This window comes from Pandoraea horticolens (assembly GCF_902459555.1).
Classification (GTDB): Bacteria; Pseudomonadota; Gammaproteobacteria; order Burkholderiales; family Burkholderiaceae; genus Pandoraea; species Pandoraea horticolens.
Genome location: NZ_CABPSM010000002.1, coordinates 594,689 through 609,962, shown reverse-complemented (window position 1 = coordinate 609,962; position 15,274 = coordinate 594,689). Strand labels below are relative to the sequence as shown.

The following is a 15,274-nucleotide window of genomic DNA, read 5'->3' as shown; positions in this document are numbered from 1 at the left end:
CCAGGCAGCGGCGGCCTGGAGTGGTATATCGACGTGTCCAGCGCCATGGTCAGCGCGAACAAGCCGATCCAGCGCCCTATCCCGCTCGCAAACATCACGCCCTTCCTCAACAAAACCGCGACATTGTTCTACACGGTGGACGACGGTTCGCCGGTGCTGCGCACCTCCCCCGAGCTGGACGTGCGCGTCGAGCGCCAGAGTTCGGAATTGCTCCCGCCGCGGGTCCCCTCGCTCAACAACGGCGTGCTTGATCCGCGCACCGTGCCTGATGCGGGCGTGGTGGTCATCGTCACGTACGTCACCGGCATGCTGCAGGGCGACACGGTGCGCCTGCATTGGGACAACACCATCGCCGCTGGCACGGATCAGAGCGACCGCATCGTCGGCAGCCAGCCGACCGACATCCAGTTCAGCGTACCGCGTGACAAGATCTACGCCGGCATTAATGGCACGGTAGACGTCTGGTACGAATGGCTGCGCGGCGGCGTTCGCCAAGGGGCGAGCACAGGGCTCGATTTCACCATCAAGCTGCCCGCACTGCCGCCCGCCACCATCGATCAGGCCGTGGGCACCGTGCTCAATCCCGACGACGTGCCCGCCACGGGCGCCACCGTGCGCATCGACAGCAGCGCCGCGTTCCAGCAGGGCGACCAGATCGAACTGCGCTGGACCGGCCTGCCCGGCGCCGGCAGCGGCACCTTCCTTTATAACGCCCAGGACAGCGACGTCGGCAAGGACGTCACCATCACCGTGGACAAGTCGATCGTCGTGGCCGACACCGGGCAAACCGTCACGCTCGACTACACCCTCATGCGCGCGGCCGGGGGGCAGGACGAAATCTCCCCGCCCTCCGTCTACGACGTGCGGCGCGAAATCGGCAGCGGCGACGTGCTGGTGATGGGTGCGCGCGCTGGTGGTGGCTCCCATCAGGGGATTTTGTCGAGGCCGCAGTACCTGCGCGCGCTGGACAAGAACACGCGCGGCGATTTGGTCGCCGAGTGGCGTTACGACGACGAATCCACCTGGATCCAAGACACCACCTTCCATGACACGCGCCCCTGGGTGGCGCTGAAGGTGCGCACCAAATCCGGCCAGGTGACGATCAACCCGGTCAATATCATCGGCTCGGGGATGACGCTCATCCTGGGGGGCTCGGCCCCCATAGCCGCGTTCACCGCATTGCTGTCCGGTGATAGTGTGATCTCTTGGGGCGCACCCGATTACGGCGGCAACGTACCCCCCACGATCATGACCTATACCAACGTGGTCGAGGTCGATGCGACAGGAGCCGCCTTCGCGGCGCGGCTCAGCAACGGCCGTGCCGTCCCGTGGGGCAATACCGCGATGGGTGGATCGATGCCCCCCACCACGAACATCGTCAATGCAAAACGCATTTTCGGTAATGGCGGAGCTTTCGTGGCGATCGAGGGTAACGGTACGCTGGCCGCTTGGGGCCCAGCGGGCAGAGGCGGCACGCTCTCCGCCGAAGCCGCGGCACTGAGCGACGTGGTGACGATTGCCACCACCGACTGCGCTTTTTGCGCGCTGCGGCGCAACAATCAGGTGATGGCCTGGGGGCCCAGTACCTGTGGCGGCGAAGTCCCCGGCAACATCAGGGGGCTCAACGACATCGTGGACGTGCGCGGCAACCTTTCTGCGTTCTGCGCGCTGCGCAGCAACGGTACCGTGGTTGCCTGGGGCGACCCAAGCTCCGGCGGCAGTGTGCCTGACGCCATCGCGGCGCGCCGCGACATCGCCAAACTGGCCAGTGCCACGGGTTCTGCCTTCGCGGTGCTCACCACCGGCGGCGACGTGCTGGCATGGGGCGCCTCGGCTTACGGCGGAACGGTACCCACCGACATTGGAGCCTTCGACGACATCGTGGATGTCAGTGCGACCTATAAGTCTTTCTGCGCGCGCCGTAGCAATGGCAAGGTAGTCTCATGGGGGGCGGTGGGGACTCCCCCGAAGGAAATCCTCGACCTGGACGATATCGTGCAGGTCGCGAGCACCTCCTTGGCCTTCGCGGCGCTGCGCCGCAACGGCACGGTCGTCGCATGGCCCGCCTCGACCCCCTCCGGCGACACGGCGGCGGTCGCCAGCCAGCTCGTCAACATTCGCGCCGTGTACGGCAACGCACAAGCCTTCGCCGCGCTGAAAGAGGGAGGCGGCGTGGCGACCTGGGGCAATTCGGTCGCCGGTGGCGACAGTTCCGGGGTCAAATCGGTTCTCGACAGCAGCTTGTTTTATCAGGCGACATCGGGCGGAGTTTCCTATGCCACGGAACAAGGCAAAGCCATCGCGGCGCTCGATGTTTGACGCAGGACGTCCGGAACGTCGTACGGTCGATCTTGCGGCTCGTTTCCGAACATGCGACGACCAGGGAATACAATCCCGCACACAATCCTCAGTAAAAACCTACGCTCTTAGTGCAAATCGGGTGCGGTTCGTGAGTCAGATGTTTTGTGCTCCGTCCATATGGACAACCAATGTGTGGTTTCTCCATACCCGTAACTAACCCCTGTAACAAAAAAATCCCCGCGCTCCTCTCGGAGCACGGGGATAGCTCAGGTTTGTTCTATTCAGGCTTACCCGGCGGTGGCTTCGGTCTCGTTGCTCGCCTGCTGAGCGCTTTCGCCCTCGAAGGTGAAGCGCCCATTGCGCCAGTCGACCGGGATGGTGTCCTTCGGCCCGAACTTGCCCGCGAGCACCAGCTTGGCGACCGGGTTCTCGATCTCCTGCTGAATGGCCCGCTTGAGCGGCCGTGCCCCGAACACCGGGTCGAAGCCTTCGCGCGCCACATGCATGAGTGCCGCCTTGCTGACCTCGAGCGTCATGTCCAGCTTGGCCAGACGTTGACGCAGGATCTCGATCTGGATCGTGGCAATCGACTCGATATGCTTCTGGTCGAGCCCATGGAACACCACGACTTCGTCGATCCGGTTCAGGAACTCCGGACGGAAGTGATCCTTGATCTCCGTCCACACCGCGTCCTTGATCCGTTCCTGCGGCTCGCCGACCATCGACTGGATCATCGACGAGCCGAGGTTCGACGTCATCACGATCACCGTGTTCTTGAAGTCCACGGTACGGCCCTGCCCGTCAGTCATCCGGCCATCGTCAAGCACTTGCAGCAGCACGTTGAACACGTCCGGATGGGCCTTTTCGACTTCGTCGAGCAGGATCACGCTGTACGGCTTGCGACGCACGGCTTCCGTCAGGTAGCCGCCCTCTTCGTAGCCGACATAGCCCGGAGGCGCACCGATCAGACGCGCCACGCTGTGCTTCTCCATGAACTCGCTCATGTCGATACGGATGAGGTGATCCTCCGAATCGAACAGGAACATCGCCAGCGCCTTGCAAAGCTCGGTCTTGCCCACACCGGTCGGCCCGAGGAACAGGAACGACCCATACGGACGGTTCGGGTCTGCAAGCCCCGCACGCGAACGGCGGATGGCATCGGCCACGGCGGTAATCGCCTCGTCCTGCCCCACCACGCGCTCATGCAGCTTGGCTTCCATATTGAGCAGCTTTTCGCGCTCGCCTTGCATCATCTTCGAGACCGGGATGCCCGTGGCTCGCGAGATCACTTCGGCAATTTCTTCAGTGCCCACCTGCGTGCGCAACAGACGCGGATGCGCCTGCTGGCCCGCCGCTTCTGCGGCAGCGGCATCCTTCAACTGCGCTTCGAGCTGCGGCAGCTTACCGTATTGCAGCTCAGCCACCTTGTCGAGCTTGCCCTCACGTTGCAGCTTCGTGATCTCGGCACGCACCCGGTCGATCTCTTCCTTGACCTGGGCGCTACCCTGCACGGCAGCCTTTTCGGCCGTCCAGATTTCTTCGAGGTCGGCGTACTCACGCTCCAGGCGCGAAATCTCTTCCTCGATCAACCCCAGGCGCTTTTGCGACGCTTCGTCGGTTTCCTTCTTGACGGCCTCACGCTCAATCTTCAACTGGATCAGACGACGGTCGAGCTTGTCCATCACTTCCGGCTTCGAATCGATCTCCATCTTGATCTTCGAGGCCGCCTCATCGATCAGGTCGATGGCCTTGTCCGGCAGGAACCGGTCGGTGATGTAGCGCTGGCTGAGTTCAGCCGCCGCCACGATGGCCGGATCGGTAATCTCCACGCCGTGGTGCAGTTCGTACTTTTCCTGCAAGCCGCGCAGAATGGCGATGGTTGCCTCGACGCTCGGCTCGTCGACAAGCACCTTCTGGAAACGACGCTCCAGAGCGGCGTCCTTCTCGATGTACTTGCGGTATTCGTCGAGCGTGGTGGCGCCGATGCAATGCAGTTCGCCACGCGCGAGCGCGGGCTTGAGCATATTGCCGGCGTCCATCGCGCCTTCGGCCTTGCCTGCACCGACCATCGTGTGAATCTCGTCGATGAACAGAATCGTGCGGCCTTCGTCCTTGGCAATGTCGCCCAGCACGCTCTTTAGACGCTCTTCGAACTCGCCGCGGAATTTCGCGCCGGCGAGCAAACCCGCCATGTCAAGAGAGAGCACGCGCTTGTTCTTGAGCGACTCCGGCACTTCGCCGTTGACGATACGCTGAGCGAGGCCTTCCACAATGGCGGTCTTGCCCACGCCCGGCTCACCGATGAGCACCGGGTTGTTCTTCGTACGGCGTTGCAGAATCTGGATCGTGCGACGAATTTCGTCGTCGCGGCCGATCACCGGGTCGAGCTTGCCGAGGGCAGCGCGTTCGGTCAGATCAAGTGTGTATTTCTTGAGGGCTTCGCGTTGGCCTTCCGCCTCCTGGCTGTTGACGGATTGCCCGCCGCGCACGCCCTGGATGGCCGCTTCCAGCGACTTGCGCGTCAGGCCACGAGCACGGGCGAGCTTGCCCGTTTCGCCCTTGTCGTCGGCGAGCGCCAGCAAGAACATTTCGGTGGCGATATAGCTATCATCATGTTTCTGCGCTTCCTTGTCGGCCTGGTTGAGCAGGCCCGCGAGTTCGCGGCTGACCTGAACGTTGCCGTCGGTGCCCTGCACCTGCGGCAGCTTCGCGATGGCCGTCTCGACGTCATGCGCCAACGGCTGGACCTGTACGCCCGCGCGTTGCAGCAACGAGCGCGCAGCGCCCTCGGGCTCTGCGATCAGCGCCGCGAGAAGATGCAGCGGTTCGATGTATTGCTGATCGCGACCGACCGCCATGCTTTGGGCATCAGCCAGCGCTTCCAGGAACTGCGTGGTGAATTTGTCTTGTCGCATCTAGTGCTCCGGTTAGAAATCATTCTGGATCGGATGTGCGGACAATCCCCTGGGGTTTCAAGGGGCATTACAGCGCGACGATTGACATTTCGCACCACGCCGGTGAAAGCCGGTATCGGGGCTTGCGACGGGAGAGTTCGGCGGCGTGAAACAACCGCAGGACACACCCAGGTTTGAAGCTCATAATAGCCATTTTCAGCGTGCCGCACCATGCGTTATCCCGGCACCGAAACACAAAAAAAAGCCCGTGTACCCACCCCGGTTATTCTCCCCAATGCCTGCCGAAACCTCCCACCAAACACCGGGCGAATGGCCCGAAAAGCGCCTCGCCGGGATTGACGACGATGCCGTGCGCCTGCTCGTCCACACGTTCTACGGGCGGATTCGCGACGACGATATGCTCGGGCCGGTTTTCCAGCAAGCGCTCGAAGGCCGCTGGGACATGCATCTGGAAAAAATGGTGGGGTTCTGGTCGAGCATCGTGCTTGGCGCGAAACGGTATCGCGGCAATGTGACGCAGGCTCACCAGCCCTTTGGTCACCTGAGCGGGGCGCATTTCAGCCGCTGGCTTGCCCTCTTCTTCGACACGCTGGATCACCTGTTCGAGCCGCAGGCCGCCTTCGCCTTTGCGGAGCCGGCCATCCGTATCGCGGAGAGCCTTCAATTGAATCTGTTCGGATGGGAGTACACGCTGCCCCCTGCGCAGAAGGCGCTACTCGACAGCGTGAAGCAGGCAAAACCGGCACAGCCTCACGCACGACCCACATGACGTGATTGGCAAAAATCCCGATCGTTTGCCGACGTTAGGATGCAACAAATAGAAAATCAGCGATTTTCCGCCGAGCCGGACGTTTCGCTCGTCACCCAGCGGTCCCGCGCGGCGGTATCGGTCTCGCGCGCATCGACCCAGCGCTCGCCCTGCGGCGTCGATTCCTTCTTCCAGAACGGCGCCTCGGTCTTCAGATAGTCCATGATGAACTCGCACGCGGCGAAGGCGTCCCCCCGATGGGCCGACGTGACGGCGACCAGCACGATCTGATCGCCCGACCCCAAGTCGCCGTAGCGGTGGATCACCAGCGCGTCGAACAGGCGCCAACGCTCGCGGGCCTGCACGACGATCGCCTCCAGCGCCTTCTCCGTCATGCCCGGATAGTGCTCGAGGGTCATGCGCGAGACATCCTTGCCGTCGTTCAGATCACGCACCGTGCCGACAAAGCTCGCCACAGCCCCCACGCGCAGATCGCCCGCGCGTAGTTGGCGAATCTCCTCCGACAGGTCGAAATCCTCCGTCTGTACGCGAATCGGCATGGTGGCGGTGTCTCCTGCTCAGTGTTTCGCCATGCTGGCGAGCGATGGCGGCTCAACCGCCCGTGACGGGCGGGAAAAACGCGACTTCGCACCCCTCGGTCAGGCGCGTGGCAGCCGGCACCATCGTATGGTTCAGCGCCATGCGCAGCGAGCGCTGCGCACCCAGCGTCTCGGCCCAGACCGGGCCGCGACCGCACAGCCACTGACGCACGTCTCCCACCGTGGCAATCCCGGCCGGAACCTCGACGCGCTCCTCAGCGACATTCAGCGCCTCACGGACGCTGGCGAAAAAGCGAAGATCGATCTGCATAGTCTGGCTGGTCCGCCGCAAGTGCGACGGGCCTGTCTCTCAATATAGGAGGTCTGAGAATGGCAGGAACGCCACTGTCTGCCCTGCTTCGATGCGATGGCCCGGGGGATTGTCGATGAGGCCGTCGCCCCACACGGTCGACGTGAGGACCGCCGAACTCTGATTGGGAAAGGCGTCGAGGCCACCCTGGGCATTGATCCGGGCCCGCATGAACTCGTTGCGGCGATCCGCCTTCGTCTGCGTGAAATCGGCACGCATGGCGATGCGGCGCGGCGTCACGTCCGTGACACCCTGCAACCGCAAGATGAACGGACGCACGAACAGCAGGAATGTCACGAAGCTCGACACCGGATTGCCCGGCAAGCCGATGAAGTGCGCCGTCTCGCCGCTCGCGCGATTAACTTCACCGTACGCCAGCGGCTTGCCCGGCTTGAGGGCGATCTGCCACAGATTGAGGCGACCCTCGGCTTCCACCGCCGGTTTGACGTGATCTTCCTCGCCTACCGACACACCGCCGGACGTGATGATCAGGTCGTTGGCACGTGCGGCGTCGCGCAGAATCGCACGCGTGGCCGCCAGATTGTCCGGGACGATGCCGTAATCGGTCATCTCGCAACCCAGATTCTCCAACAGGCTGCGCAACACGAAGCGGTTGGAGTTGTAGATGCTGCCCGCGCGCAACGTCTCGCCGGGCATCGTCAGTTCGTCACCGGTGAAGAACACGGCCACACGCAGGCGGCGTGCGACTTGCAGCTTCGCCATACCGACGGAGGCAGCCAACCCCAGCGCCGGCGCCCGCAGCCGCGTGCCTGCGGCGAGCACAACGCTATCACGCCGAATATCTGCCCCCTGCCGATTGACGAATTCGCCTTCGGCCGGGGTATGACGAATGACGACCGAACCATCGTCGCGCGCCTCGCACTGCTCTTGCATGACGACGGCATCGGCACCTTGCGGCACCGGCGCCCCCGTGAAGATGCGCGCCGCCGTACCGCCGGCAAGCGGTTCGGGTGAATGCCCCGCAGCAACGCGTTGCGAGACCGGCAACCCCGTCTCGCCTCCCTGCAAGTCGGCCACCCGCACGGCGTAACCGTCCATGGCACTCGTGTCCATGGGGGGTACGTCGAGGGTGGCAATCACGTCGGCCGCCAGCACGCGGCCGTTGGCCGCCAGCGTGTCGACCGTCTCCCTCCGATAGAGCGGGCGGGCAGCCGCCAGCACGGCATCAAGCGCTTCTTGTGTACTCAGCATGACGAATGGCCCGGAAGTCAGAGGACAGAGCAATCGCCGGCTTACAAGCCGGTGTGCTCCGCGATATAGGCCTTCACCCGTGCCACGTCGTTCGGCACGGTCTCAAAGCGTTGCGGCAGCGATTCGAGCTGCTCGAACCCGGCAGGCCGCGGCGGCTCGCGATGCAACGCCTCGCGAATCGTCTCGGCAAACTTCGCCGGCTGCGCGGTCTCGAGCACCACCATCGGCACACCGGGCTCGAGGGCTTCGCGGGCCACCTTCACGCCATCGGCCGTGTGGGTATCGATAACCACGCCGTAGCGCTTGGCCACGTCCTGAATCGTCGTCACGCGATCGGCGTGCGTGCTGCGGCCTGAGACGAAACCGAACCGCGCCACTCGGGCGAACGCCTCGGTACCCGACAGATCGAAGCCGCCTTCGCGCTCCACTTTCGACAGCAACCCGGCGGTCGCCTTGGCATCGCGACCGAGCAGATCGAACAGGAATCGCTCGAAGTTCGATGCCTTCGAGATGTCCATGCTGGGACTGCTCGTGTGGAGCGTTTCGGCGGACTTGCGCACGCGATAACGGCCGGTGCGGAAGAATTCGTCGAGCACGTCGTTCTCGTTCGTCGCCACGACCAGCTTGCGAATCGGCAGGCCCATCATGCGCGCGATATGGCCCGCGCAAACGTTGCCGAAGTTGCCCGACGGCACCGTAAACGACACTTCGCCGTCCTGCCCCGCCTTGCCGCCCGTGGCCGCAAAATATCCCTTGAAGTAGTACACGACCTGCGCCACGACACGTGCCCAGTTGATCGAGTTGACCGTGCCGATCTTGTAGCGCGCCTTGTAGGCGTGATCGTTCGAGACGGCCTTGACGATGTCCTGCGCGTCGTCGAACACGCCTTCGACCGCGAGGTTGAAGATGTTCGGGTCTTGCAGGCTGTACATCTGTGCCGTCTGGAACGCACTCATCTTGCCGGCAGGCGAGAGCATGAAGACGCGAATGCCTTCCTTGCCGCGCATGGCGTACTCGGCCGCGCTGCCCGTGTCACCCGACGTCGCGCCAAGAATGTTGAGCGCGTCGCCATGCTGCGCCAGTGCGTACTCGAACAGGTTGCCCAGCAACTGCATGGCCATGTCCTTGAACGCGAGCGTCGGGCCGTTCGAGAGCGCCAGCAGCGAGAGTTGCGTGTCCTTCTCGACACCCAGCGGCAGCAGCGGCGTGATCTCGGTGGCGTCCTCACCCGGACGCACGTTGCGGTACACCTCGGCGGTGTACGTGCGCTTCGTCAGGTCCGCCAGCGTTTCGGCCGGAATATCGCCCGCGAACTTGGCCAGCACCTTGGCGGCCAGATCGGCGTACGACAACTGTCGCCAGGCGCGCAACTCGCCGGCCGTCACTTGCGGGTATTGCGTCGGCAGGTACAGGCCACCATCCGGTGCCAGACCGCCGAGCAGAATGCTGGAAAACGATTGCGGTTCGCCCGAGGTCAGGCCCGCGCCGCGCGTGGAGATGTATTTCATGTGGGTCGTGTCCTGTCGTATCGGTTCGTGTGGCCAGACGCCGGCGCCCAAGCGCTCAGCTCAACGCTTCCATACGGATGCGCGTGACCTTCGAAAGCACCGTTTCCATGGCCTCGATCTTTGCGATGGCGGAGTTGATGTGCTTCTCCTGGGTCTGGTGCGTCAGGAGGATGATGTCGGTCTGGTGCTCGCCTTCGCGCGATTCCTTTTGCAGCAGCGCATCGATGGAGATATCCAGGTCGGCGAGGATGCGCGTGAGCGCTGCCATCACGCCCGCACGATCGACCACGCGCAGACGCAGATAGTAGCTCGTGGTGACTTCGTCGATCGGCAGCACCGGCGTATTCGACAGCGCGTCATGCTGGAAGGCCAGATGCGGCACGCGATGCTCCGGATCAGCCGTTTGCAGACGCGTCACGTCGACGATGTCGGCCACCACGGCCGAGGCGGTCGGTTCGGCGCCCGCCCCCTTGCCGTAATACAGCGTGGCGCCCACGGCGTCACCCTGCACCAGCACGGCGTTCATGGCACCTTCCACGTTCGCGATGAGGCGCTTGGCCGGAATCAGCGTCGGGTGCACGCGCAGCTCGATGCCCGCCTCCACGTGACGCGTGATACCCAGCAACTTGATGCGATAGCCCAGCTCTTCCGCATACTTGATGTCGAGTGCCGACAGTTTGGTAATGCCTTCGATATACGCGCGGTCGAACTGCACCGGCACGCCGAAAGCGATCGCGCTCATGAGCGTGAGCTTGTGCGCGGCGTCCACACCCTCGATATCGAAGGTCGGGTCGGCTTCTGCGTAGCCCAGACGCTGCGCATCGGCCAGCGCCACGTCGAAATCGATGCCCTTGTCGCGCATCTCCGAAAGAATGAAGTTCGTGGTGCCGTTGATGATGCCGGCGATCCACTGGATGCGGTTGGCGGTCAGGCCTTCGCGCAGCGCCTTGATGATGGGGATACCCCCGGCGACCGCCGCTTCGAAGGCAACCATCACGTTGGCCTTGCGCGCGGCGGCGAAGATCTCGTTGCCATAAACGGCCAGCAGCGCCTTGTTGGCCGTGACGACGTGCTTGCCGTTCTCGATCGCCTTGAGCACCAATTCCTTGGTGAGGTCGTAGCCGCCGATGGTTTCGACCACGACGTCGATGTCCGGATCGTTGACCACCTCAAACGGATCGCCCGTCACGACGGCCGCATCGCCGACGAGACCGCGGGCGCGTTCGACGTTGCGCACCGCGACCTTCGTAATCTCGATGCCCCGGCCGGCACGACGTTGAATTTCCTCCTGGTTGCGAGCAAGTACCTGGAAGGCACCGAAGCCCACCGTGCCAAGGCCGAGCAGGCCCAATTTGATCGGTTTCATGCAGTTTTACTCAAAAGTCGAAATCGGTTGGCGTGCATCACTTGCCGTGGCGACGGCGATAACCGTCCAGGAAGCGGGCAATGCGACTGATGGCGTCTTCCAGGTCGCCCTCGTGAGGCAGGAACACCACGCGGAAATGGTCGGGATGCATCCAGTTGAAGCCGCTGCCCTGCACCAGCAGGACCTTCTCTTCAAGCAGCAACTGGAGGATGAACTCCTGATCGTTGGCGATGGGATACACCGCCGGATCGAGACGCGGGAACAAGTACAGCGCCGCCTTCGGCTTCACGCAGGTCACACCGGGAATGTCGGTGAGCATACGGTGGGCGATCTCACGCTGCTCGTACAGGCGCCCGCCCGGCACGATCAGGTCATGGATGCTCTGATAGCCGCCCAGCGCCGTCTGAATGGCGTACTGGCCCGGCACATTCGGGCACAGACGCATCGAGGCCAGAATGTTCAGCCCTTCGATGTAGTCGCGCGCCGGACGCTTGTCGCCCGACACCACCATCCAGCCTGAGCGATAACCGCACGCGCGATAGCTCTTGGACAGGCCGTTGAACGTAATGGTGAGGACATCTTCGGAAAGCGACGCGATCGAGGTGTGCTCTGCGCCGTCATAGACGATCTTGTCGTAGATCTCGTCGGCGTAAATGATGAGCTTGTGCTCACGGGCGAGCGCGACGATGTCCTTGAGGAGTTCGTCCGAATACAGCGCCCCGGTCGGGTTGTTCGGGTTGATGAGGACGATCGCCCGCGTATTCGGGGTGATCTTCTTGCGGATATCCGCCAGATCGGGCTGCCAGTCGGCCTGTTCGTCACAGATGTAATGCACCGGCGTGCCGCCCGACAAGCTGACCGCAGCCGTCCAGAGCGGGTAGTCGGGAGCCGGCACGAGGACTTCGTCGCCGTCGTTGAGCAATGCCTGCATGGCCATCACGATCAGCTCCGACGCCCCGTTGCCGAGGTAGATGTCGTCGAGCCGCACGTCTTTGATGCGCTTTTGCTGGCAGTAGTGCATGATCGCCTTGCGCGCCGCGAACACGCCCCGCGAATCCGAATAACCGGCCGAATTCGGCAGATTGCGGATCATGTCCTGCACGATCTCATCGGGCGGTTCGAAGCCGAACGGCGCCAGATTGCCGATGTTCAGCTTGATGATGCGATGACCTTCGTCTTCCATGCGCTTGGCATGTTCGAGCACGGGCCCACGAATGTCGTAGCAGACATTCTGCAATTTCTGCGATTTGAGGATCGGTTTCACGGCGGTAGTGGTCTTGACGGGCGGCGCAGCGTCCGGACGGGCCGGCAGCAGGCGGGACGCACGGCGGACTGACGGTCCGCAAGCGTGTGCGCGAAGCGCACATGACACCGCGTCCCCCCGGTTTCGGCGTGGCAAATGCCGCACTGCAACGGTTTTGCCGTGCTGCGTACGGCAAAAAGCTATAATTTAGCTAATTATGACAGAGTTCGGCAATGCATCATTGACGGTTTGCGCCACGCGAGGCAAGATGCCCGACCGTTGCACGACCCGCCGACGCTCGTCGACCACTGGATAACCATTGGTTAACCCCCTGGGTAGGGAATCTCCGAAAGTGAAACTGCATCAAGACCCGTCGCAAGCATTGAACACTGTCACCGGCTACGGCCCCGGCTACGTCGAGGTGAACAAGGTTCGTCACGAACAAAGTGTGATCATTGCGCCCGAGGGCGAGATTCAGGCCTGGCCGGTGTCGCGCTTCGACGCGCTCGATCCGTCCCATTTCGAAAAACTGCGCGCCCTCGACCCCGAGGTCGTCATCTTCGGCAGCGGCAATCGCCTGCGCTTTGCCCATCCCCGACTGACCAGCACGCTCACCAGCACCCGTATCGGCGTGGACTCCATGGACACCCAGGCGGCCTGCCGCACCTACAACATCCTGATGAGCGAAGGACGCCGGGTCGTGCTCGCGCTGCTCATCGAGACCGAGGCAGCTGAGTGAGCCGCCGCCCGCTCGCCTCCGGCCTATCGGCCGCCCCCCTCGCCCCACCTCCGCTCTCAGCGCCCAACGCACCCAACGCGCCACCCTCGTCCCATCCGCTGTCCCTCGCTGCTTTCTGGCTGCTTCTTGTGGCGTTCGCGCTCGTGTGGTTCGGCGCGCTCGATTATCGCCATCTGATTGCGAGCGACGAAGGGCGTTATGCGGAGATGGCACGTGAAATGTGGATCACGGGCGACTGGATTACGCCGCGCTACAACGGCTACAAGTATTTCGAGAAGCCGCCGCTGCAAACCTGGATGAATGCGCTCACCTTTGCCGCCTTCGGACTCGGCGAATGGCAAGCCCGGCTGTGGACGGCGCTCACCGGCTTCGCAGGCGTGCTGATGGTCGGCTTCACCGGCCGCCGAGTGTTCAATGCGCGTGTCGGCCTGTTCGCCGCCGCAGCGCTGGCCTGCGCGCCACTGTGGTCGCTGCTCGGGCACTTCAACGTGCTCGACATGGGCCTGTCGTTCTTTATGGGCCTTTCGCTGTGCGCGCTGCTGCTGGCCCAGCGCCCAGGGCTGGCGCGCGCCGCCGTGCGCGGCTGGATGTGGCTGTGCTGGGCGGCCATGGCGCTCGCCGTGCTGAGCAAGGGGCTGGTCGGCATCGTACTGCCGGGCGGCGTGCTCGTGATCTACACGTTCGTCGCACGCGACTGGGCCTTGTGGCGGCGCCTGTATCTGGGCAGCGGCCTGATCGTCTTCTTCGCGATTGCAGCCCCGTGGTTCGTGCTCGTGCAGATTCACAATCCGGAATTCTTCGACTTTTTCTTCATCAACGAGCATTTCCGCCGCTTCGCGATGGCGGGCCACAACCGCGATGGCGCGCCGTGGTACTTCGTACCCGTATTCATCGTCGGCTTCCTGCCCTGGCTATCGGTGCTGCCGGGCACCGTGCGCGCCACGCTGCGCATGCCGCGCCAGCCCAACGGCTTTGCCCCGGCGCTGATGCTCTGGGTGTGGTCGCTGTTCATCTTTGCGTTCTTCAGCGCCTCGCACTCGAAGCTGATTTCGTATCTGCTGCCCATCGCGCCAGCCATGGCCCTGCTCTTCGGCCTGTACCTGGCGCAGTTGCGCCGCGAAACGGTACGCCTGCATCTGGCCGGTTACGCGATCTTCCTGATCGCAGCGCTTGTCATGGTGGCCATCTTCGTGGGGCGCGCAGGCAGCGTGCGCAACCCGAACGAGTTGTACAAAGCCTTCCAGATCTGGTTGTACTTCGCGCTCGGCGTCGGTCTGGCGGGAACGCTCGTGGCCTGGCGGCTGGCGCGGCACAGCGCGCGTCGCGCCCTGCTCACCTTTGCCTGCGCCATGCTGCTGCTTGTGACCGTCGGCGGCATGGGGCATGAAGTGTTCGGCCGCCAAAGCTCGGGCGTACTGCTCGTGCCGGCGATCAAGGCAGAGATGCAACGCCTCGGGCCGAACGTGCCGTTCTATTCCGTGAATGTGCTCGATCACACCATGCCGTATTACCTTGGCCGCACCATGATCATGGTGCAGCATCCGGACGAACTCGAATTCGGCGTAAAGCAGGAGCCGCAGAAATGGGTGCCGACGCTTGATGATTTCTACGCCCGCTGGCGGGCCGACCCCAAAGCCCTCGCGCTGGTCGACCCGGGCACGTTCGGTCAGCTCGAAGCGCAACATCTGCCGATGCGCATCATCGCGCGTGACAGTCGCCGCATAGTGATCTCGAAACCGCAGCCGGAAGACAACGTAAAATAGCGCGCTTGCCCGTCGATTGACCCGCTTCCCCGATCATTCGCGCCGCGCAGCGGCAGCATTACGAGGCCGGACGCTTAGCCGGGCTAAGCGCCAGCCAATTTGCAACATCCATAATTGTTCACAAACGTTCACAAACGTTCCATGAATCTCGCTACGTTTTCTCTTATTCTCACGGGCGTGCTGCTCAATGCGTGCGCCCAGTTGTTGCTCAAGGCCGGCGCCGGCTCGATTGGCGCACTCGAATTCACGCGCGCCAATATCGTCCCCATCGGCATCAAGCTCGCCACGCAAGTACCGATCATGGGCGGGCTCGTCTGCTATGCCATTAGCGTGGTCGTCTGGATTCTGGCGCTCTCGCGCGTCGAAGTCTCGATCGCCTATCCGATGCTCTCGCTCGGTTATGTCGTGAACGCGATCGCCGCCTGGTACCTGTTTGGCGAAACGCTGTCGATGCAACGTGTCGTGGCTATCGGCATCATTCTGGTCGGTGTTTATATTCTGGCGCGCAGCTAAGGCTGCGAACCGATGGATTCGACGCATGCGCCGCATCAAGTGCTGACGCATCCCCCA

General features: G+C 63.2%; 12 protein-coding genes. 5 read left to right on the top strand and 7 right to left on the bottom strand.

Annotated features, from left to right (window positions below):
* Nucleotides 1-2,319: RCC1 domain-containing protein (locus PHO31112_RS27095; RefSeq protein ID WP_425495159.1), on the top strand; the 2,319-nt coding region annotated here is incomplete at its 5' end.
* A 269-nt stretch (nt 2,320-2,588) separates the two neighbouring features.
* On the opposite strand, the gene clpB is transcribed toward PHO31112_RS27095, so the two are convergent.
* The gene (clpB, locus tag PHO31112_RS06655; RefSeq protein WP_150619748.1) at nt 2,589-5,216 is read right to left on the bottom strand and encodes an ATP-dependent chaperone ClpB; all 2,628 of its coding nucleotides are present in this window, start codon (nt 5,214-5,216) and stop codon (nt 2,589-2,591) included.
* A gap of 145 nt (nt 5,217-5,361) precedes the next feature.
* Between clpB and PHO31112_RS06650 the strand changes: the two genes are divergently transcribed.
* Nucleotides 5,362-5,985 carry a group III truncated hemoglobin gene (locus PHO31112_RS06650; RefSeq protein WP_425495158.1) on the top strand — a complete coding sequence of 208 codons (624 nt, stop codon included), beginning with the start codon at nt 5,362-5,364 and terminating at the stop codon, nt 5,983-5,985.
* A gap of 56 nt (nt 5,986-6,041) precedes the next feature.
* On the opposite strand, the gene moaE is transcribed toward PHO31112_RS06650, so the two are convergent.
* Genes moaE through PHO31112_RS06620 form a run of 6 tightly spaced genes read right to left on the bottom strand, consistent with a single transcriptional unit; the run spans nt 6,042 to nt 12,223 of the window.
* Nucleotides 6,042-6,524: a molybdopterin synthase catalytic subunit MoaE gene (gene moaE, locus PHO31112_RS06645; protein ID WP_150619747.1), complete on the bottom strand. Its 483-nt coding sequence runs from the start codon at nt 6,522-6,524 to the stop codon at nt 6,042-6,044.
* 52 nt (nt 6,525-6,576) lie between these two features.
* Complete coding sequence (gene moaD / locus PHO31112_RS06640; RefSeq protein ID WP_010803822.1) at nt 6,577-6,834, bottom strand: molybdopterin converting factor subunit 1; 258 nt, start codon at nt 6,832-6,834, stop codon at nt 6,577-6,579.
* 39 nt (nt 6,835-6,873) lie between these two features.
* The gene (locus PHO31112_RS06635) at nt 6,874-8,085 is read right to left on the bottom strand and encodes a molybdopterin molybdotransferase MoeA (protein WP_150619746.1); all 1,212 of its coding nucleotides are present in this window, start codon (nt 8,083-8,085) and stop codon (nt 6,874-6,876) included.
* A 41-nt stretch (nt 8,086-8,126) separates the two neighbouring features.
* Complete coding sequence (gene thrC, locus PHO31112_RS06630; protein WP_150619745.1) at nt 8,127-9,593, bottom strand: threonine synthase; 1,467 nt, start codon at nt 9,591-9,593, stop codon at nt 8,127-8,129.
* 55 nt (nt 9,594-9,648) lie between these two features.
* A complete protein-coding gene (locus PHO31112_RS06625) occupies nt 9,649-10,959 on the bottom strand; it encodes a homoserine dehydrogenase (protein ID WP_010803819.1) in 1,311 nt (436 codons plus the stop codon).
* Nucleotides 10,960-10,996: 37 nt separating this feature from the next.
* Nucleotides 10,997-12,223: a pyridoxal phosphate-dependent aminotransferase gene (locus tag PHO31112_RS06620; protein ID WP_150619744.1), complete on the bottom strand. Its 1,227-nt coding sequence runs from the start codon at nt 12,221-12,223 to the stop codon at nt 10,997-10,999.
* 331 nt (nt 12,224-12,554) lie between these two features.
* Between PHO31112_RS06620 and PHO31112_RS06615 the strand changes: the two genes are divergently transcribed.
* The 3 genes from PHO31112_RS06615 to PHO31112_RS06605 all read left to right on the top strand — a co-directional run bounded on the left by PHO31112_RS06615 (nt 12,555) and on the right by PHO31112_RS06605 (nt 15,217).
* Nucleotides 12,555-12,941, top strand: coding sequence for an Mth938-like domain-containing protein (locus PHO31112_RS06615; RefSeq protein ID WP_010803817.1), 387 nt, complete (start codon nt 12,555-12,557; stop codon nt 12,939-12,941).
* A 98-nt stretch (nt 12,942-13,039) separates the two neighbouring features.
* On the top strand, nt 13,040-14,704 hold the full coding sequence (locus PHO31112_RS06610) for an ArnT family glycosyltransferase (protein WP_174995581.1): 1,665 nt from the start codon (nt 13,040-13,042) through the stop codon (nt 14,702-14,704).
* Between the two features lie 141 nt (nt 14,705-14,845).
* Complete coding sequence (locus PHO31112_RS06605) at nt 14,846-15,217, top strand: SMR family transporter (protein WP_150560776.1); 372 nt, start codon at nt 14,846-14,848, stop codon at nt 15,215-15,217.
* Nucleotides 15,218-15,274 lie beyond the last annotated feature (57 nt).

Bases quoted from the DNA above. Each gene is read 5' to 3' on its own strand.
- thrC (WP_150619745.1), bottom strand. From the start codon at position 9,593: ATGAAATACATCTCCACGCGCGGCGCGGGCCTGACCTCGGGCGAACCG.
- moaD (WP_010803822.1), bottom strand. From the start codon at position 6,834: ATGCAGATCGATCTTCGCTTTTTCGCCAGCGTCCGTGAGGCGCTGAAT.
- PHO31112_RS06635 (WP_150619746.1), bottom strand. From the start codon at position 8,085: ATGCTGAGTACACAAGAAGCGCTTGATGCCGTGCTGGCGGCTGCCCGC.
- PHO31112_RS06605 (WP_150560776.1), top strand. From the start codon at position 14,846: ATGAATCTCGCTACGTTTTCTCTTATTCTCACGGGCGTGCTGCTCAAT.
- clpB (WP_150619748.1), bottom strand. From the start codon at position 5,216: ATGCGACAAGACAAATTCACCACGCAGTTCCTGGAAGCGCTGGCTGAT.
- moaE (WP_150619747.1), bottom strand. From the start codon at position 6,524: ATGCCGATTCGCGTACAGACGGAGGATTTCGACCTGTCGGAGGAGATT.
- PHO31112_RS06625 (WP_010803819.1), bottom strand. From the start codon at position 10,959: ATGAAACCGATCAAATTGGGCCTGCTCGGCCTTGGCACGGTGGGCTTC.